We start from the raw sequence: 19,565 nt of genomic DNA, 5'->3' as shown, positions 1-19,565 counted from the left end.
GCCTCCTATTGCGTGGCCCGTTCAATAGCTCAAACTGTGTGAAGTTCAGATGACAGAAGAAATGATCCTTGCCAATGCCACGCTCGTGTTGCCGGACGAAACCGTTACGGGGCGTGTTCGAGTCGTAGGCGACTGCATTGCGGATATCGACACAGGCGCTTCGGTTCCTGCGGGTGCGGTTGATTGTGAAGGCGACTATATCAGCCCGGGTCTGGTCGAGCTGCACACGGACAACCTTGAGCGTCACATTCAGCCACGCCCCAAGGTCGACTGGCCCCACGCCGCCGCGATCCTCGCCCATGATGCCGAGCTGGCAAGCACCGGGATTACTACCGTGTTTGACGCGATGCGGATCGGGTCCATCCCCTCGGGCTCGGCCCGGTATCTGAAATACGCGCGCGGGCTGTCGCAGGAGCTCTGGGATCTGCGTGAACAGGATGCGCTGAAGATCAGCCACTTCCTACATCTCAGAGCCGAGGTGTGTTCTGAAACACTGGTCGAGGAGTTGGACGAGTTTGGCCCCGAGGACCGCGTTGGTCTTGTCTCGATCATGGATCACACGCCGGGTCAGAGGCAGTTTCGCGATCTCTCGAAGCTTGAGGCCTATATGAAAGGCAAATACGCCATGGACGATGATACGTTCATGCAACACGTCGCCCATCTGAAAGGGCTGCGCGATCGCAACGGCGAGAAGCATGAGGTCGAGACCGTCAAGGCCGCCAACCGCTTTGGTGCGGTTTTGGCCAGCCACGATGATACGACGGAAGAGCAGGTTCAGGTCTCCGCAGGCCACGGTATTCGTCTGGCCGAGTTCCCGACTACGGTCGAAGCTGCTCGAGCCTGCCACACGCACGAGATCAAGGTGATGATGGGCGCGCCGAACATCATCCGGGGCGGGTCGCATTCGGGTAATGTCGCAGCGCAGGAACTGGCCGAACTGGGCCATCTGGACATCATCTCGTCCGACTACGTGCCCTCAGCGCTGCTGCTGTCGGCTGTGAGGCTGGGGCTGATGTGGGGCGACATGGCGCGTGGGCTGAGGACTGTGACCCAGACCCCGGCACAGGCCGTGGGGCTAGACGACCGAGGCGTGTTGCGCACCGGCGCCCGTGCTGACCTGATCCGATTCCGCATGCGGGCAGGCGTTCCCGCCCTGAATGCGGTCTGGTCGCGTGGGCGGCGGGTCGCCTGATCAGGCCATGTAGAACAGGTAGCGGTCCGGAGCGATGGTTTCGGGCCCCTCGATCTGATCGAACCCGACTAGCGGCTGGCCCGAGATCAGCAACCCTCCGGGCTGCATCACCTGCGCGATCAGAGGGCTGAGGCGCGCCGCCTCGGCCACGTCATTCGCCTTGATCCCTCGTCCAAAATCATAATGCGCCATCGCCATCTTGTGGCCTTCGCTGGCAAGCTTTTGCAGCATAGGTTCGGCCTCGCCTTGCAGGAAGTCCTGTTCTGGCGGAGTGCTGTCGGGGTGGCATTGCAGAACGCGATCCATCACCCAGATGCGACGCTCGGGCAGGATTTCACGCAGGTGGTCATAGGTGCGCCCATTGCCGAGCCCCATGTCCAGCACATCGCCTTTCTGATCAGCGATCTTCGCAGCGGCCCAGTTCAGCCCGTCGCGTTGCGCGGTCAGGCGGCGCAGCATGGAATCCAGTCGGCTCATTCGGGGTCTCCGTTTCCGTGTCTGGGGGCGGTCCAGAGGGTCGACGGCCCGTCCAGCAGGTGTTTCAGCAAAGCTTCGGTAAAGGCCCAGATGTCTTGATCATGGACCAGATGATGGGTCAATACGCCAAGCGGTTCGCTGTTGTCGGCGCGCCCCTCCCGGCGGTCACGCAGCAGCGCGGTGGTTTTCTGGACAAGCGTGTCAGGATCCACCAAGCTCCGGCTGCCGCGCCAGTCGATCGGGTCGATATGGGTGTTCACCTGCTCCAACCCCGGCGCTGCCTGTGCCGATGCCCGAGGGGTTGCGGTCGAGTGGATTTCATACCCGAGTTCAGGCAGACGCGCGGCAATCTCCGGCGCGATACGGTTCCACGGGGGAACGAACATGGGACGCAAACTATCCTGAAACAGATACCGCAGGCGCGTCATACCGGCCTCGGCGTCCTGCAAGATCGTCTCCATGGGACGGTGCAGGCGAAATTCGGATTTCTTTTCCTCTGGCGGAGCGTGGTTTTCATGCGCCCAGCCGTGGACAACCGGTATCAGGTTCGGCCGTTGCGCCATGTAAGACGCCAGTTCGCTCGTTGCTTCACGCGGGATGATCGCCAGGTGAACCGAAATCCCAAGCCGTTCCGACAAGGCGGAGAGTTGGTTCAGCTGAGGGGTTGGGGCAATCGCATCGTCGTCCCGCCACCACAGCGGAAAAGACAGCCCTTGTTCGCGCCAAATGGCCAGTTCTTCGTCCAATATGTGCCAGTCTACCATCATCTGCGCGCGTCCCAGAGCCTCTGAGCGATCTCAACGCTGCGCTGCGCTCCGTCGAAGCCAAAGCCCTGCGTCGAACGGGGTACGTCAGAAATGACCCGCTCCAGGGCCTCGCAAAGGTGGGCCGCTTCAAGGTCTTTGCTAGGCAGAACCTCCATCGCCGAAAGCGCAGACAGGCTTTGCCCGCGCAGGCTTTGTTCCACTTCATTCCCGTCATCAAACGGCACCATCACCGCCGGAGTCCCCGATTGTAACAGGTCCATCGCGGTGTTGTAGCCGCACATACTCACCGACGCTGCCGCATGGGGGAGCATTTGTCGAAAATCGGGGCGCACGGGTTCGATGACAACAGGTGCGCCTTCGGCCAGTTGGGACAGTTCAGAAATGCGCGCCTTGGCATCACGCCCACCCACCAACAGGCGCCAGCGCCTGTTGGGCATCTTTCGGGCGGCCTCGATGGCCGCGTGAAAGATCGGTTGGCCCACCGATCCACCGCCCGCGCTGACCAGAATCTCTCCCTCACCAACACCGTCCGGATGGGGCTGCGGCGCAACCGGCGCGACAAAGCCGGTATAGTGCAAATACCCGGCCAGCCGCTCCGAGACGGGCCAGCTGACAGTCAGCGGCGTGATACGCTTATCTGCGTGAACCAGAACACCGTCATAAAATGCGTCAATAGTCTCGTCGGCCCGATCGGCCTTGGAGGGTTTGGACGGCGGTGCCAGAATATCGCGGATTGAGCTGAGGATGACGGGGCGGTGCGGCAGTGCCCGCGCGACGGTCAGAGCAGCCTCGAACTCATCAGCCAATACGCGGCGGCCAAACGGGAAAAGCTCGGTGATCAGTACGTCCGGCTGGAACGAGCGGACAGCCTCAACCAACGCCACGGTCCGCCCGTTGCGATAGGTTTCATCGGCCTCTTTGCCGTCCTCAGCCAACAACCGGGTAAAATTAGTCCCATCCGAGCGCAGCGGCGGCAGGCCAAACAGCGTCAGGCACGTGCTGTCGAGTTGGGGCGCAGGCATGCCACCAGAAACAACCATCACCTCATGGCCTGCACCCGCAAAGGCACGCCCCAGCGTCAAGGCTCGGCTTAGGTGCCCGGTTCCCAACAGGTGGGTGACGACAAGCATTACTTTCATGTCGTGGCCTCGCGCTTGATCAGGCGGACCGGCTCCGCTTCGGGCGTCATCGTTTTCATGTCGATGACGTAGAGCCTGTTGCGCTTGATTTTGAAAGGGGCGGGGCCTTCAAAATCCCATCCCCAGGCGCGCGCCAGAATGACCCGCATGATGCCGATGTGGCACACAGCAAGCGCGTCTTGCCGGAGTTCTGCCAGCCAAGGCGCGAGACGATCTGCAACCTCAGACGGGCTTTCGCCATTTGGCGGGCGATAGTCCCAACCCCAATCCTCGATATGCCTGTAGCCGCTGGAAGAGGCTGCAATCAGGTCTACACCGCGCAAGCCTTCCCAATCGCCCCAATTCATCTCGATCAGCGCATCGCTGGTCATCGGGACGCGGCCCGAAACGATCTGCGCTGTCTCAAACGCGCGCTGCAACGGGCTGGCCCAGATCTGGGCATGCTCCCAAGAGGCGGGCAAGGCGTATCCAGACAGTTCAGCACGTGCCTCAGGGTCGAGCGCGATGTCGCTACGCCCCTGAATGCGTCCGGCGCGGTTCCACGGCGTATGTCCGTGTCGCAGCAAGGCCAATCTGGTCATGCGGAAACCTCCAGCATGGGGCGGATGGTATGCCAGAACCGTCGCGTTGCACCGGGCATCATGTGGCGTTCGGCGACGTATCGGCGGGCCTCGATCCCCAAGCGTTGCCGCTCTTCGCCCATCTGCAACAGGGTCTGCATGCGTTGGGCCAGGCCTTGCGCCGCTTGTTCGACACTGGGGTAGTCCGAAGGCGAAAGCACGTCACGCACACCTGGGCGGTTTTGCGCGACCACAGGCAGGCCTGCGGCCTGAGCCTCAAGATAGATCATACCGTAGGCTTCGTTGACGCCGGGCCAGACTAGAAACCCCGAGTTCTGATAGAGTTGGCCCAAGTTCTCTTGGTCCAGTTGGCCAAGGAACGTGACCTTTTCGCCGAACGGGGCCATGAGTGCTTCAACTTCGCCTCGGGCCGGTCCGTCGCCCGCGATCTGCAACTGCCAATCGCCGGTGAGATATGTCAGAGCTTCGGCCAGCAGCTTATATGAGGCCAGCTTGTCCCCGTATCGCATCATGCCGACGGCCAGCATCGGACCTTCGGCAGCGGCCTGAGGTGGCAAATCCCTGATCGGCAGAAACGGTGGCAACTCGACCAGAGCCTGAGTGCCAAAGCGGTCGCGCTCCAACGTGATCAGGTCATTTGCGGTGTGGTAGAAAATCACCTCGGCCGCATCGCAGGCCTCGTGGGCGGATTGCGCGAATCCTGCCCAAGGCCCCTTCAGGCGGCTGCCGGCCCGTGTGCTTTCCATTTGAACATAGGGGATTCGCCGCGCCGCGCAGACCTGCGGGCCAATCAGATCCGGGGCTTTGTAGTAGTTATGGTAGGTCACCCAAAGCTGAGTGTCTTGCGGCAACGCGGCGATCAGGCGATGGGTTTCGGCTTCGGCCGCCGCGCGCAAGACGTGTTGTTTGGCGGTATCTCCGTGCTTGTCATAGATCCGCAGCTCGGAGACTAGATCTACTTGGTCTCCTTCGGCGGCAATAGCGGTGATCAGGTTTCGCGCCATTTCGCGGTCGCCCGAAGGGGTCGGGCTATGTGGCGACTTCATGGGGGCGTAAAAAGCCACGCGAGTCATCAGACCGTTTCCACGCACAAAGCGTTCAGCCGATCCGAAAGCCGCGCAATGCCGGGGTCCATCTGGAATTCGGCCAGCAAACGGTCATAGGCGGCCCGGGCCATTTCGGCGGTGGCGGTGGGATCGCTCGCCAGTGCTAGCATCGCGTCGGCCAGCGCCTTTGGGTCGTCATCCGTCAAGATGCCGTGTGTGCCTGAGGAGATAAACTCAGGAATCGCGGACACCGGCGTCGACAGGATCGGCAGGAGTTGCGAGGCAGCCTCCATCAACACATTTGGCAACCCATCGCGGTCACCATCCTCGGCAATGCGGCTGGGCAGGACGAAGAGGTCGGCAGAGCGCATGGCCTCAATCACTTCGGGCTGATCACAAGCGCCTTTCCAGCTGATCCGGTCGGCGATGCCGGCTGCCGTGGCGCGGTCGCGCAGTACGTCCCCCAAAGCGCCGCCGCCGATATGGGTCCAATGCCAGTCCAGCGTCTCGGGCAGCAAGGCCAAGGCATCAATCAGCCGATCGAAGCCCTTTTTCTCAACCAGGCGCCCGACCGAGATCATGTGAAACGGCCCATTCGCTGTACGTAGTTTCCGATTTGGCGGGCTTGGGAAGCGGGCAAGGTCCAACCCGTGGTAAATCAGGTCAACGCGTGCGGGGTCATCGGCCAGCTCCCGCAGATGGGCGGCGCCTATAGCGGTGCAGGTAGCCCCAAAAGCGGCCCCATGGGTCACCGCTTGCAGCTTTTCGCGCTTTTCCCAATCGGGCGATGTCCAGATATCCTTGGCGTGGGCAGAAAAACTCCACGGTACACCGCGCATGATAGCGGCATAGCGCGCCACGGATGAGGGCGTGTGCATGAAATGGGCATAGAGCGCCTGCGTTGCATCCGGTAGCTCAGCCACCAAAACGCAGGCCTGTCCAAAGCGGCGAATACGGTTGTGGGTCGGGTCGCGGCGCAGATCCTGCCGCCAAACGCGGTAGGCCTCGGCATAGCCCGGCAGGCGCTTGGCGATGGCCCGTGCGGCCCAGACGCGCTGTGGTTCCTGATAGAGGTATTCAGGCAGATAGTGCACCTGCCCCTTGAACCGGTCATGCAAGGGGTGGCGTTTGGTGTCGGTCGGGTGACGTAGGGACCAGATGTCAAACTGATGCCCGGCCTCCTGCAAGGCGACCAGTTCTTGAGCAATAAACGTCTCGGACAGGCGCGGCCATCCTTTGACCAGCACCGCGAGTTTCGGGTTTTGGGATGTCATCCGGTCGCTCGTTCCTGTTCCCGGTGCAGCAGCGCATCGATGCGGCCTGTTACGTAGTCCAGCCCGTCCAACAAGCCGTCGCTGATCGCCTGCGAGGGTAGTGGCTGGCGCGGTAGCTCGCGGATGGCGCGGATCATCGCGTCGGTCGTCAAGCCGTCGCGTTGTTCGTCCAGCATCCGGACAAGGCCAAGGTTTTCGGCGCGCGAGGCGCGTATCCATTGTTCCAATCGAGGCGTGGTGCGCGGCACGATGACGGCGCGTTTGTCGAAAGATAGCACCTCACAAAACGTGTTGTAGCCACCCATGCAGACAACGCCCGCGGCCCCGGCAAAAAGCGTTTCGATCTGGGATTCGAACCCGACAGCCGTCACGCGCCCGTTCAGCGCGGCCACGCGGGTTTCAAACTCATCGCGCGACTCGCCCGACAGGAAGGGCCCATAGACCAGCACCGCGCGGGGCGACAGGGTCGGGTCCTGTTCGTAGGCCGAGAGGACCAGGTTGACCATCGCCTTACCATCGCCGCCGCCACCGGGCGTGATCAGGATATAAGGCTGTTCCGGGGGCTCTCCGACCGGGCCGAGGTCGCGGCGCAGATAGCCGGTCCAGTGCAGGCGTGACCGGGCCGCGGCGCTGAGCGGTAGGCCCTCGGTCGGGTCGTAGATCGAATGCAACCCATAGACCCAGATTTCATGATAGAACCGCTCGGTAGCAGCGATCGCGTCCTTGCGATCCCATTCGGCGGCCAGAACCTCCGGCTCGTCAAGAACATCGCGCAGGCCCAAAACCAGCTTGGTGTCGCAGGACTGTTCGAGGAATTCCAGCGTTGGCAGCAGCTCGCCGCGAAAGCCCGTGGGTTCCTTGTCAACGATCAGGACGTCGGGGTCGAATTGCTGAACGGCTGTCTTGATCAGGCTCGAGCGAAGTTCGGTCACCTCATCAATGCCCATGCCAATCGTGCGGGCCGCGTAAGATCCGTCCGAGCGTTTGGTGACCCCCGGCAAGCGCACATGGTCGACGCGGCGGGGAAAGGTGAAACGCCCGGCCACAGGCGATCCGGTCAGGATCAGCGCGGATGCGCTTGGGTCGGCTTCGGTCATCGCTGCCGCCAGCGCACGCGAACGGCGCAAGTGGCCTAACCCAAAGGTATCGTGGCTGTAAAATAGCAGGCGCGGCGCGCGGTCCGGATTGTCTTGTTTTTTGCCTAGGCTCATAGGGTCGCCCGTCTTATTGGTCTGGGTACTACATCCGCGCGTATGCAAGCGTTACCGTATATCCTTATGCTGCGCTTGCCAAAGGGGAAATCGCCCGCCTGCAAATGTGCCAAACATGGCGATTTGGCAACAGGATATTGAGGATATGGGTTCAATTTGCACCAGTCGTTGCCGTTTCGATCAAAGCGCGAAAACAGGCGGGCGGGAGGATTTGAACACGTCCAACAGGTTCTGTACGGTGTGCGCCAGTGAAGAAATTGGATGCAAGACCCTATGAAACCGAACTTTCTGGCCGCGACGCTTTTTGCATTTTGGGCTTTGTTGTTGGCGTTTCCAGCCAGTGTGGCAGCGCAGACCGCGCTGATACCGGGCTATGGCTCGGGTTCCGCAACGGAAGAGACTGCAACCAACGAGAGTGATCTCGCCGACGCGATCCGTACCGCCACCGAGGCAGGTGCCAGCGTCATCGTCATCGATAGTTCGGGCAATCTGGTCTCCACCGCGGGTGAGCAGCCCGAAGCGGAATCGGCTGAGGCTGACCCCATGGCGGAGGCCTCGCAACTGATGCGGACACAGGCGCGATTCACCAAGTTCCGTGAATCGGTCCAATCACGCCTTGAGGCACTGCCCTATTCGGTGTTCGAAGTGGAGTATATCCTGCGTCAGACCAGCCCAGATGGCCGTATCCAGACCTATGTCGAGGTTCTGGGCTGGAACATCCTCTTCCTGCTGTTGGGGCGGTGGCTCTCAACCGAGATCTATGGCAAACGGATCGCCAAGCGCTGGGTCGTGGCGCGGATCAAGGAGAACCCGCAGGGCTATCGCGAGAAGATGCCGTTTCTCGTGTACCGCTTCGTGATGGGGATCGGCGGCACGATCTTTGCCATGTTGATGGCATTGATCGTGGGCTATCTGTTTTTTGGCGAGGCCGAAGATATCTCGATCCAGTTTACCGTGACCGCGATCTTCACGGCCTTTTTCCTGTCCCGCACGATCTCGGACCTGTGGCGAATGGTGCTGTCACCTTACCTGAGCCAGTATCGCTTGCCGCCCTTTTCCGACCGCCACGCAAAGCGGCTGTATATCTGGGCATCGGCGGTGGCGACGTATGACGTGTCGGTCGTTCTGTTTTCGACCTGGGTGGCGGATTTTGGTCTGAACTATAACGTCTACGCTTTGGTCTATGGGTGCCTGACCCTGTTCGGGGCCTTCTTGAATATTCTGATGATCCTGTTCAACGCCGGGGCCATTTCAAATGCGATCCGGGGCGGGCGGGCACCGTCTCAAGTCTCGTGGATTCTGCGCTTCATCTCATTTGCTTGGGCTCCGGTGCTGATCCTGTACATCGTGTTCAGCTGGTCGAAGCTGGCCGTGGATCTGGTGCTTGAGAATGAAAACTCGGTCCCGATTGTTGCCAGCAGCTATGCGATCTTCATGTCGGTTGTAGTGGCCTATGGCGCGATGAACTACCTGCTGGAGCGCTATTTCGATCGCAACCGCAAGATCGAACAGATCAACGCCGAGGCAGAGATCGAGGCAGAGGCGCCCTCGCCCGAGGCTGTACAGCGCAAACACGCCATTCTGACCTATGAGGATCTGGCCCGCCGAGTAGCGGGCATTCTGGCCTTTGTCGTGGGCAGCTACGCGCTGGTGGTGATCTGGAACCCTGACGCCAGCTGGAGCGAGGATCTGCCGATCGGGCGCGCGTTGGACGTTATGGTGATCCTGTTTATCGGCTACATCCTGTTCAATTTCTTCCGCATCTGGATCGACAGCAAGATCGCCGAGGAATCCGATGACGGCTCCGAGGCCGAGCTGGGCGATGAAGGCGGTGAAGGCGGTCAGAGCCGCTTGGCCACCTTGCTGCCCTTGTTCCGCGGGGCGATCCTGGCGGTCGTTGTCGTGACGATTGTGTTGATCGTTTTGATGGAGCTTGGCATCAACGTCAGCCCTCTGTTCGCTGGTGCTGGTGTGGTGGGTCTGGCCGTCGGGTTCGGATCGCAGACCTTGGTGCGCGATATCTTTTCGGGCGCGTTCTTTCTGTTGGACGATGCGTTCCGCAAAGGGGAATACATCGACATTGGGGATGTGAAGGGAACGGTCGAGAAAATCTCGGTCCGCTCGTTCCAACTGCGCCACCATCTGGGGGCGCTGAACACTATTCCCTTTGGGGAGATCAAGGTTCTGACCAACTATTCGCGTGATTGGGTGATCATGAAGCTGCCTCTGCGCGTGACCTATGACACGGATGTCGAGAAGGTGCGGAAACTGATCAAGAAACTGGGTCAGGAGTTGCTGAGCGACCCGGTGATCGGCGACAACTTCATCCAGCCCTTGAAGTCGCAGGGCGTGATCGAGATGCAGGATTCGGCGATGATCATCCGGGTCAAGTTCATGACCAAGCCGGGCGATCAGTGGCTGGTGCGCAAGAAAGTGTATCAGGACATCCGAGAGCTGTTTGCGCGCGAAGGCATCAAGTTTGCGCATCGTGAGGTGACCGTTCGTCTGGCTGATGGCAAAGAGGCGGAAGATCTGACCCCGAAACAGCGCGATGCAGTTACTGGAGCCGTGCAGGCCGCGATTGACGAGGACTATTTGGACGACATCGGACCGGGCGGTGACGACCGCTAAGACGGTCCTCCCGCCCCTTTGGGCTGCGTCTCTGACGAGACGCCGTCCAAAGCGTTGGGCCAGGCCGCGCGTGCCGCGCGGCGTTTGACGCATCAAGGCCAGGTTGGGTTGGAGGTGCCTAGTTGTGGGGCGGGCAGGTCCCACCTCATCACCGTCCGACCAATGGTCAGTGCGGGTTTTAGCCGGTGGCCGGGGCCCCATCCGGACTGTTCGGTTACTTCGCAATAGTCGGATTGGTTGGCCGTGATCGCGTCTTGCCCTGTATCGGTTTTGCCAAGAATGGCCAGCAACTCGGCGGTGCGCGCCAAAGATAGATGGGCGTGCATGATTGAATTTCCCGAGGCTGCCTCGGCCAGTGCAGAAAGAACTGCGGCTGCCATCAGGTATCCGGTCGCATGGTCCAGGGCCTGAACTGGCAGCGGGGTGGGTTTGTCAGCATTCGCCCATTCCATCCCGGCATGGGCAATACCTGCGCTCATCTGAACCAGGCTGTCGAACCCTCTGCGTGTGGCCCAAGGGCCCTGCCAGCCATAGGCGTCCAGAGTGACCTCGACCCGGTTGGGGGCCAGTTCGTCACGCTTTGCTTTACTAAGCCCCAGAGCCTCAAGCGCGCCAGGGCGGTACCCGTGGATGAGTACATCTGCCTGTGACAACAGGTCTTGCAGGTGGGTCAGGCCCTCGGTCGACTTCAAGTCCAGATAGGCGCAGCGTTTGCCCAGTGAGATGTCGGGAATAACGCCCGGCTCATCCCAGCCCGGAGGGTCGACGCGCAGCACATCCGCGCCGAACCCGGCCAATGTGCGGGTTGAGACGGGACCCGCCAGAACGCGGGTCAGGTCTAGGACGCGTAGGTCCGCAAGCGGGTGTTCGGCTGTTGCAGCCGGACGATCTCGCAGAGTGATCCGACGTGGATTCTGCCAACTGATCAGTGGGTCACGGCTGACGGCGCGGCCTTGGGGATGGTCCAACCATTCGGCGCGGCTGCGCATGGCGGCGGCGACGCCGCCCTCGGCCACAATAGCGCTTTCGAGGTCAGCGATAGCCCAGCTACGCAGGACCTGTGACACCGCTTCCCGGTCGGCTTGTGTGCCCAGAACTTTCAGGGCGGCAGCGCGGTGGTGGGGCAGGTTGGTGTGCAGCCTGATCCAGCCGTCAGAAGCGCGGTAGTCGCCTGCGATGGCGTCCCACAGGCTGGGCATCTCCCAACTATCGGGTTTGAAGGAATAGCGATACCAGAGCGAAGCGAGGCGGTGATCTACCGTGATCTCTGGCGCGGTTGGTGACAAGTTTGCGGCGGCCATGTACCGGGCTAGCTCCTGACCGACCGCTGCGAAGCTGGCGGTTGCCAGTTCGGAGACGGCGAAGGCGCTGGGCAGGGTTCCCTCGCCGGTGGTGCGATAGCTGTTGGCCGCCGGAAGAGAGGACAGCAGGCTCATTGCTGATAGGGGTCCAGACTGTCGCGCAACCCGTCTCCAAGGAAGTTGAAGGCCAGAACGACGACGATGATGGGCAGCATCGGAATGGCCGTCCACGGGTATATCTCGATCGAGGCGAGGTTCTGCGCGTCGTTCAACATCACGCCCCAACTGACCGCAGGCGCACGCAGGCCGAGGCCGAGGAAGGACAGTGCGGTTTCACCCAGGATCATTGCGGGAATCGACAGTGTGGCCGACGCGATCAGGTGAGACATGAAGTTCGGCAACAGGTGCTTGCGGATCACCCGGCCAGAACTTGCGCCCATCATCTCTGCCGCGCGGACGTATTCTTCCTCTCTCAGGGACAGGAACTTGGCGCGAACGGATCGGGCGAGGCCGGGCCAATCGAGAATGCCGAGGATGATCGAGATGATGAAGAAGACTGCAACGGGGCTCCAGTTCGAGGGCACGGCGGCGGACAAGGCGAGCCATAGCGGCAGTTCGGGTAGGGACCGCAGGACTTCGATCACACGGTTAATTGTCCAGTCGATGCGCCCTCCGAAATACCCGGCCATCGACCCGAAAAGGATACCAAGGAAGAACGACACCGAAATGCCGATCAGGCCGACGGTCAGCGACAGCTGTGCGCCATAGAGAATGCGGCTGAAGATATCGCGGCCGAGCCGGTCCGAGCCCCATAGGAACAGCGTCGCGCCATCAGGGGCACAGAACAGATGCGTGTCAGAAGGGATGAACCCGGCCAAGCGATACTCGGACCCTTCACAGAAGAACTTGATCGGACGAGGATCCTCGGTGTCTGGAATGAACTTCCACTGGAAGGTCTCAAGATCCGCTTCAGCTGTGATAGGGTAAACATAGGGCCCGATGAACTCGCCCTCGTGGAACCAGTTGATCGACTGGGGCGGGGCGTAGAGGTGCTCTCCGTTCCGGTCATTGGGGCCGTAGGGGGCGATGAAGCCTGCAAAGGGCAGCATCAGGTAACACAGCAGCAGAAAGACGCCCGAGATCAGGCCCAGCTTGTGCGTGCGGAACTTTCGCCACACCAGCACCCAATTTGGAGCGTCCAGATCGGCGCGCTCGAGCTGTTGGACCGAGGCCTGCGGGTCGAACGGTGCGTCATCGACATAGCGGTCATCGGGTCGTTGGGTCATGCGTCGCGCCCCTCATACCGAATGCGCGGGTCGAGCATGACCAGCAGGATGTCCGAGATCATGGTGCCGATCAGGGTCAGCAGGGCCACGAACATCAAGATGAACGCCGACAGGAACTGGTCCTGCGTTTTCAGCGCCGTCAGCAAGGTCGGGCCAATGGTTTGCAGGCCCAACACGACCGATACGAGAACTGAGCCGGACACCATCGAGGGCAGCAGGTTCCCGATGTCGGCGACGAACGGGTTGAAGGCCACACGCAACGGATATTTGGTCAGCATCCGCGATGGGGCCATGCCCTTGGCAACGGCTGTCTCAACATAGGGCTTGCCCAGCTCGTCCAGCATGTTCGCGCGCAGGCGCTGCATCATCGCCGACGCGCCCGAGGTGCCGATGACAAAGGTCGGCACGATCAGGTGGACAAGGATGGATTTCAGCTTGTCCCAACTCATCGGTTCGCCTTCGAATTTGGGATCCATCAAGCCGCCGATGGGCAGGTTGAAATACTGATGACCGTAGTAGAACAGGATCAACGCCAGCAAAAAGTTCGGCGTGGCCAGACCCAGATAGCCGACAAACGCCGAGGTATAATCGATCCACGTGCGCGATCGCGCGGCAGCGATCACACCCAAGGGTAGGGCGACGGCGTAGACGAACAAGATCGCGGCAAGATTGACAACAACCGTCAGCCAAAGCGTATCGCCCACGATGTCAGAGACGGGTCGGTCGAACTCAAACGACCAGCCGTAATTACCTTGCAGCAGACCTTCGAAGCCGTGGGGGCCGGGCCAGAAGCCCATCCAGATCAGGTATTGCTCCCACATGGGACGATCCAAGGCGTATTCTGTCCGCAGAAACTCGGCCTTGGCGACACCGGCGGATTGGCCTGAGGCCTGAAGCTCGGCGATCTGATTGCTCAGATAGTCTCCGGGCGGCAGGTTGATGATGACGAATATCAGAACCGAGACCACCAACAGTGTCAGCAGCATCGTGAAGAAGCGATAGACCGCATAGCGCAGCATGATCATTTAGCTGCTCCTGCTCAGTCGACCAAAAAGAACTCATCCGGGCGATGGACGCCGAAGTGCGCGCCGGGTTCCCACGCCCACATGGCCTGCTCGGGGACATTGCGCAAACGGTTCGACACGACAATGGGCTGCGGCGCGCCGTTGAGAATGCCGATCGCGTATAGCTGGTCGGCGTGGATTTCCAACATCTCGGTCCAGACGGCAGCGCGCTGTTCATCCGTTGTGGCGGTCTCCCAGTCATGAACCAAAGTCATCAGGCGCTCAGCCTCGGGCATGTCGGGGGCCTCACCCACTTCGCCGCCGGTCTGATAATACTGTCCCCATTTCGGCCAGGCGAGAAACACCTGATCCGTCGGCGCAAGATAGGCAGGCGAGGTGTGGATTTGGGGCAGCCCGTCATCCCAGCCGAACCAGACCGAAGCCATCGTGTTGCCTGCAAAAACCCGGTTGCGCAGGATATCGCGATCCAGCGGGCGCATAACCAGATCGACGCCAATCTCGCGCCATGTGTCGGTGACGATCTGCAGGGCGTTTTCAACCTCCTGCCGCTCACCAGCGGTTTCGATGATCAACTCCATCGGGCGGCCGTCGGGCAGCAGCCGAATGCCGTTCTTGTCGCGCTCGTTCAGCCCAGCCTCGTCCAGCAGGGCGTTCGCCAGATCGGGATCGTACTGAGCCCAGGCCTGGGCGTTTTCTTCGCTGTAGAAGGGTGAGGCCGGTAGAACCGCCATCGCGCCCGGTTTTGCCAGTTTGAAATAGAGCGCCTGGTTGATCGTCTTGCGATCAATCCCCAAAGACAGGGCGCGGCGCACGCGCACGTCTCGCATCACATCCCGCCAAACCTCATCCGCGTAGTTCAGGTTCGGATAGATCGCGATCTGCGAGGCCACGCCGGTTTTCCAGAGCAATGTCTTATAGTTACCAACCGCCTCACCCTTTTTCAGGATCGAGGCATCCCGGAAGGCCAGACCACGCCCCTGCAGGTCGGTCTCACCCGCATTGGTCTTTGCGGCCACCAGTCCCGGTGCCACAATCTCCATCTCGACCACGTCGATATAGGGCAGTTGCACCCCTTTGGAGTCGATACGGTGGTAGTACGGATTGCGGACGAAGTTGTGGCGGATTTTCTTGCCCGAGCTTGCGTTCAGCCAGGGCTGAAGCGTGGGCAGCTTGTGGTTGTCGAACTTGTAGAGGTTGTCGAGTTTGTTGTGCAGGGCCGCCCAGCTTTTGACGCGCGCATCATCGACCTGCGCGGCCAGATCCTCAGGATCGACGTAGTTTTCGTGATACTGTTTCAGAAAAGCGGATGGGCGGTATATGAAGGGCGGGCGGGCCTGTGCCAGCGTCTGCAGGAAATCCGGGTTCGGATCATCCCATTCGTAGATCACGGTCGTCTCATCCGGAAAAGAGACGGTTGGGGCCTTGCCCTCGACGATCAGAAAATCAGGTGGTCCGGAGGGGCTGAGCAATTCGTTGTTAGCGACATCTTCCCACCAGTACCGGAAATCTTCGGACGTAAACGGTGAGCCATCTGACCACTTATGTCCTTCGCGTAAATGCAGCGTGAACTTGCGGTTCCCGTCATTTTCGAACGAGGCCAAAATGTCGGGCACGATATTGTAATTTCCGTCAAACCCAACCAACCGGGCGTAACCGTAGACGACCATCTGGCGGATATCCTTGGACCGAGTCACCATGGTCCGCATTGTGCCGCCGGGGGTGCCGAATTCACGGCCCTTCGCGGCCAGATCCACTACCAGAGGGTCTTTGGGGAGGCGGTCCGAAACCGGCGGCAGATCGCCGGCATTCACCTCAGCCGACCAAAAGCTGCTCTCTTGCGGAACCGGCACATCGGCAAGTGCAGGCAGCGTCCAGCCAAAGGCCAGAGTGGCGGCCAGGATCAGAGGGCGAGTGGTCTTAAACATGGCAACGTACCTTATGGCCCGGTTCCAATTCCACCAGCGAAGGTATCACGGTGTCCGAGAAACGAAAGGCCTCATCCCAACTGTCCGGCGCGCCGGCACCCAGAGAGACCATTTGCAGGTCAATCGGGCGGTTGATGTCGGGTTCTGGTTGAGCGGCAATCAACGCCTTGGTGTAAGGGTGGCGCGGATTGTAGAAGAGTGTTTCGGGCGGGGCTTGTTCGACAATCAGCCCCCGACGCATCACGGCGACTTCGTCAGCGATGCGGGCGACTACGGCCAAGTCGTGAGAGATGAAGAAATAGGACAGATTCAGACTGTCCTGCAGGTTCTCCAACAAAGTCAGGATTTGTTCCTGAACCGAGACATCCAGCGCTGAGGTTGGCTCATCACAGACAATCAACTGTGGATCCAGCATCATGGCGCGCGCGATAGAAAGGCGCTGCCTCTGCCCGCCGGAAAACGCATGCGGATAGCGTTTCAGCATGTCCGAGTTCAGCCCTACGCGCTGCAACATCTCGGCCGCCTTGTCGCGTTGTTCCGAGATCGAACCGATGCGGTGGATTTCCAGCGGTTCGGTCATCGCATCCTGAATGCGCATCCGTGGACTAAGTGAGCTATAAGGGTCCTGAAAAACCATCTGGGCCTTGCGTTGAAACGCAGTGCGTTGGGCGCGGGTCATATGGTGGACCGGGATGGGGTCTTCGCCTCGGGCGGTGCAGAACAGAACCTCTCCGCCAGGATCGGGCAGTTCGGCGCCAAGGGCAATCCGGGCAGCGGTGGTCTTGCCAGAGCCGCTTTCGCCGACAATCGCCAGTGTCTTGCCACGTGCAAGCTTCAGGTCGACGCCGCGACAGGCATGGATCTGTTTATCGGCCTGCCAACCCTTGCTGGAGCGCATCGTGTAGGTCTTTGAAACGCCTTTCATATGCAGGATCAGGTCCTCGTCGGGCATCGGAATGCCGACGGCGTCCTGATCCGGAATGGCCGGGGCCGCGTCGAACAGCTGCTTGGTATAGGGATGCGCGGGGGCGGTGAGGATGGGGGCGGCGGGGCCTGCCTCCATCACGCGGCCCTTGTGCATGACGACGACTTGTTCAGCCATATTCGCCACTACGCCTAGATCGTGCGTAACAAGGATCAGCGCCATCCCGGTTTCGCGCTGAAGTTCCTTGATCAGCCCCAGAACCTGAGCCTGCGTGGTCACATCCAGCGCAGTAGTAGGCTCGTCTGCAATAAGCAGCTCGGGCTTGGAGACCATCGCCATGGCGATCATGGCGCGCTGGCGCATACCGCCCGACAGCTCGAACGGATAGGAGTCATAAGCCCGCTGAGGGTCTGGAAAGCCCACGCGTTCAAACTGGGTCAGGACTTCTTTGCGGGCCTGCGCCTCGGACGCGCCGCGATGCAGCCAGAGGACCTCGCTGACCTGATTGCCGATCTTGTGAAGTGGCGACAAAGATCGCATCGGCTCCTGAAAGATCATCGAGACGCGGTTGCCGCGAATGCTGCGCATCTCCCGCTCGTTGATTCGCGTCAGGTCGGCCTTGCCCTTGGAATCGTTCAGAATAATCGAGCCGCTGCGAATCTGCGCCACGCGCGGCAAGATACGCAACACGGCACGGCAGGAGATTGTTTTGCCCGAGCCAGACTCACCCACCAATGCAAGTGTCTGTCCAGCCTCCACATCGAAATTCACGTCTCGCACGACTGAATCCGCCGTGCCGAAACCGATGCTGAGATCTCTGACAGACAACAACGCAGTCATTCGGGTTTTCCACCCGTTTGGCCGTAGATGAGCATCGGCTTTTTATTCTCCCCGTTTTTTGACTTACTGTCGCGCGGTTTCACCCGACTCGTCAAACCCGTTCTTAGGCTGAAATGTCGCGGGAATGTGAAACTTTCGCCTCTACAACTACACAAACAGTTGAGTTTTTGCCATCAAGTTCGTGACCAGCACCATTTAAGCTGGTGTTGAGTATCAAAGAGAGAATCTCCCGTGTCCGAAAACCAAAGCCGACTGGATCTGTTTATTGACCGCATGGTGTCGCAACGCGCCTGCCTTGATTTTGCAATCGAGCAGACAAAAGGCATGTCCGGGCCAGTGTTCGAGCTGGGCTTGGGCAACGGTCGAACCTACCACCACATGATCCAGTACATTCAGAACCGCTCGGTTTTTGTTTTCGAACGCGCTGTGGCTTCACATCCCGATTCCACCCCGCCCGAGGATCGGGTGATTTTGGGCGATGTGCGGGACACTCTGCCAGCCTCGGTGGACCGGTTCGGCGCGACGGCCAGCCTGATTCATGCGGATCTGGGTGGGCACAACCGCGAAAAGAACGACGCCTTCGCGCGGTTTGTTTCGCCTTTGATTGAACCGCTTCTGGCGCCGGGTGGCCTGGTGGTTTCCAGTGATCGAATGTATTTCAATGCGCTGACTGAATTGCCTTTGCCCGAGGGCGCGGTCGAGGGGCGCTGTTTTATCTACCGGCGGTGACGCCTTAGGCGCGTCCGGATCCACCAAAAGGCTAAGCAAACCGGAGGAACGCAATGCAGGCCATCCTGACGCTGAACGCGGGAAGTTCGACCATCAAATTCGGAGTTTACCGCGCCGACGCTGAACCCGAATTGCTGTGGCACGGGCAGGTGGACAATCTGGGGCCGGTCGCCCAATTGCAAATCAACGGCGACGGGTTTCATGAGACACGTGAGATCGGGCCTGCTGACCACGTGGCCGGGGTCGCGGCGATCTTGCAGAACATCGAGCCTTTGCTTCAATCGGATCTAATCGTCGGTGTAGGCCACCGCATTGTCCACGGCGGACAAACCTTCGAAGGGCCAACGGTTCTGGATGATCACGTGCTGGCCCAACTTGAAACGCTCTCGTCACTGGCCCCGTTGCATCAGCCCCACAATCTGGCGGCCGTCCGCGCTGCACGAACGGCTTTCCCGGGTGCGCAACAGATTGGGTGTTTTGACACCTCCTTTCACGTAGGCCATCCGTTTGTAAACGATGCCTTTGCCATTCCGCGCCGCTTTTATGAGAAAGGCGTTCGGCGCTATGGGTTCCACGGCCTGTCCTACGACTACATTACCGGCAAGATGGCTGAGGATTTCCCGGATCTGGCCGTAGGCCGGGTGGTTATCGCGCATCTGGGCAACGGGGCGTCGATGTGCGCTGTGGCCAACGGAAAGAGTATCGGCTCAACCATGGGTTTTTCCGCGCTTGACGGGCTGCCTATGGGGACCCGTTGCGGTCAGCTTGATCCCGGCGTGTTGCTCTATCTGATGGAGCAAGGTCACTCTGCCGAGGCGATAACGCATATCCTCTACAAGAAAAGTGGCCTGCTAGGCCTCAGCGAGATCAGCCACGATATGCGCACATTGCTGGAAAGCGATGATCCCCGCGCGCGTGAGGCGATAAACTATTATGTCTTCCGGATCAGGCGGGAGCTGGGTGCGATGGCGGCTGTTTTGGGTGGCGTGGATGCGGTGGTGTTCTGCGGCGGCATTGGTGAGAACGCTGCGCCTATTCGCCAGAGCGTGCTGGATGGGATGGGATTTCTCAACATCCATCTGGACGCCGAGGCCAACGCCCAAAATGCGACGGTGATATCAGATGGCGGTATACCCGTGCTCGTGATCCCGACCGACGAAGAACGGGTGATCGCGCGGGCGGTCGGCAAGGCTTTGAGCTAAACACGACAGAGGGA

16 protein-coding genes are annotated in these 19,565 nt (G+C 60.4%); 4 read left to right on the top strand and 12 right to left on the bottom strand.

Going from position 1 to position 19,565, the window contains the following annotated elements; genetic code table 11:
• Positions 1-49 precede the first annotated feature (49 nt).
• Complete coding sequence (locus tag ACR0B5_RS09865) at positions 50-1,192, top strand: alpha-D-ribose 1-methylphosphonate 5-triphosphate diphosphatase (protein WP_480540183.1); 1,143 nt, start codon at positions 50-52, stop codon at positions 1,190-1,192.
• On the opposite strand, the gene ACR0B5_RS09860 is transcribed toward ACR0B5_RS09865, so the two are convergent.
• The 7 genes from ACR0B5_RS09860 to ACR0B5_RS09830 are packed head-to-tail and all read right to left on the bottom strand — an operon-like array spanning position 1,193 to position 7,687.
• Positions 1,193-1,669, bottom strand: coding sequence for a class I SAM-dependent methyltransferase (locus ACR0B5_RS09860; protein WP_480540182.1), 477 nt, complete (start codon positions 1,667-1,669; stop codon positions 1,193-1,195).
• Complete coding sequence (locus ACR0B5_RS09855) at positions 1,666-2,436, bottom strand: polysaccharide deacetylase family protein (RefSeq protein WP_480540181.1); 771 nt, start codon at positions 2,434-2,436, stop codon at positions 1,666-1,668. The genes ACR0B5_RS09860 and ACR0B5_RS09855 overlap by 4 nt, the downstream gene beginning before the upstream one ends.
• On the bottom strand, positions 2,433-3,575 hold the full coding sequence (locus ACR0B5_RS09850) for a glycosyltransferase family protein (protein ID WP_480540180.1): 1,143 nt from the start codon (positions 3,573-3,575) through the stop codon (positions 2,433-2,435). The genes ACR0B5_RS09855 and ACR0B5_RS09850 overlap by 4 nt, the downstream gene beginning before the upstream one ends.
• Positions 3,572-4,156, bottom strand: coding sequence for a histidine phosphatase family protein (locus tag ACR0B5_RS09845; RefSeq protein ID WP_480540179.1), 585 nt, complete (start codon positions 4,154-4,156; stop codon positions 3,572-3,574). Before ACR0B5_RS09845 ends, ACR0B5_RS09850 begins: the two co-directional genes overlap by 4 nt.
• Positions 4,153-5,229: a glycosyltransferase family 4 protein gene (locus ACR0B5_RS09840; RefSeq protein ID WP_480540178.1), complete on the bottom strand. Its 1,077-nt coding sequence runs from the start codon at positions 5,227-5,229 to the stop codon at positions 4,153-4,155. Before ACR0B5_RS09840 ends, ACR0B5_RS09845 begins: the two co-directional genes overlap by 4 nt.
• On the bottom strand, positions 5,229-6,476 hold the full coding sequence (locus ACR0B5_RS09835; RefSeq protein ID WP_480540177.1) for a glycosyltransferase: 1,248 nt from the start codon (positions 6,474-6,476) through the stop codon (positions 5,229-5,231). The genes ACR0B5_RS09840 and ACR0B5_RS09835 overlap by 1 nt, the downstream gene beginning before the upstream one ends.
• Positions 6,473-7,687 carry a glycosyltransferase gene (locus tag ACR0B5_RS09830; RefSeq protein WP_170377555.1) on the bottom strand — a complete coding sequence of 405 codons (1,215 nt, stop codon included), beginning with the start codon at positions 7,685-7,687 and terminating at the stop codon, positions 6,473-6,475. Before ACR0B5_RS09830 ends, ACR0B5_RS09835 begins: the two co-directional genes overlap by 4 nt.
• A gap of 273 nt (positions 7,688-7,960) precedes the next feature.
• On the opposite strand from ACR0B5_RS09830, the gene ACR0B5_RS09825 reads away from it, so the two are divergent.
• Entirely contained in the window at positions 7,961-10,318 is a 2,358-nt protein-coding gene (locus tag ACR0B5_RS09825) for a mechanosensitive ion channel domain-containing protein (protein ID WP_480540223.1), read from the top strand.
• A gap of 92 nt (positions 10,319-10,410) precedes the next feature.
• On the opposite strand, the gene ACR0B5_RS09820 is transcribed toward ACR0B5_RS09825, so the two are convergent.
• From ACR0B5_RS09820 to ACR0B5_RS09800, 5 genes are read right to left on the bottom strand one after another with little or no spacing between them, the layout of a single operon-like run.
• Entirely contained in the window at positions 10,411-11,754 is a 1,344-nt protein-coding gene (locus ACR0B5_RS09820; protein WP_480540176.1) for a CoA transferase, read from the bottom strand.
• Complete coding sequence (locus tag ACR0B5_RS09815) at positions 11,751-12,905, bottom strand: ABC transporter permease (protein WP_170659814.1); 1,155 nt, start codon at positions 12,903-12,905, stop codon at positions 11,751-11,753. Before ACR0B5_RS09815 ends, ACR0B5_RS09820 begins: the two co-directional genes overlap by 4 nt.
• Positions 12,902-13,930, bottom strand: coding sequence for an ABC transporter permease (locus ACR0B5_RS09810; RefSeq protein ID WP_480540175.1), 1,029 nt, complete (start codon positions 13,928-13,930; stop codon positions 12,902-12,904). The genes ACR0B5_RS09815 and ACR0B5_RS09810 overlap by 4 nt, the downstream gene beginning before the upstream one ends.
• A 14-nt stretch (positions 13,931-13,944) precedes the next feature.
• Positions 13,945-15,855, bottom strand: a complete 1,911-nt coding sequence (locus ACR0B5_RS09805; RefSeq protein WP_480540174.1) for an ABC transporter substrate-binding protein — start codon at positions 15,853-15,855, stop codon at positions 13,945-13,947.
• A complete protein-coding gene (locus ACR0B5_RS09800; protein ID WP_480540173.1) occupies positions 15,848-17,620 on the bottom strand; it encodes an ABC transporter ATP-binding protein in 1,773 nt (590 codons plus the stop codon). The genes ACR0B5_RS09805 and ACR0B5_RS09800 overlap by 8 nt, the downstream gene beginning before the upstream one ends.
• 231 nt (positions 17,621-17,851) lie before the next feature.
• Here ACR0B5_RS09800 and ACR0B5_RS09795 point away from each other — a divergent pair, with 231 nt between their 5' ends.
• Both ACR0B5_RS09795 and ACR0B5_RS09790 read left to right on the top strand, forming a co-directional pair.
• Positions 17,852-18,349: a class I SAM-dependent methyltransferase gene (locus ACR0B5_RS09795; RefSeq protein ID WP_480540172.1), complete on the top strand. Its 498-nt coding sequence runs from the start codon at positions 17,852-17,854 to the stop codon at positions 18,347-18,349.
• 53 nt (positions 18,350-18,402) lie between these two features.
• On the top strand, positions 18,403-19,551 hold the full coding sequence (locus ACR0B5_RS09790; RefSeq protein ID WP_480540171.1) for an acetate/propionate family kinase: 1,149 nt from the start codon (positions 18,403-18,405) through the stop codon (positions 19,549-19,551).
• The last annotated feature ends 14 nt before the right edge of the window (positions 19,552-19,565 follow it).

This window comes from Ruegeria sp. AG1 (assembly GCF_056541705.1).
This window is presented reverse-complemented; position numbering and strand designations above follow the sequence as displayed.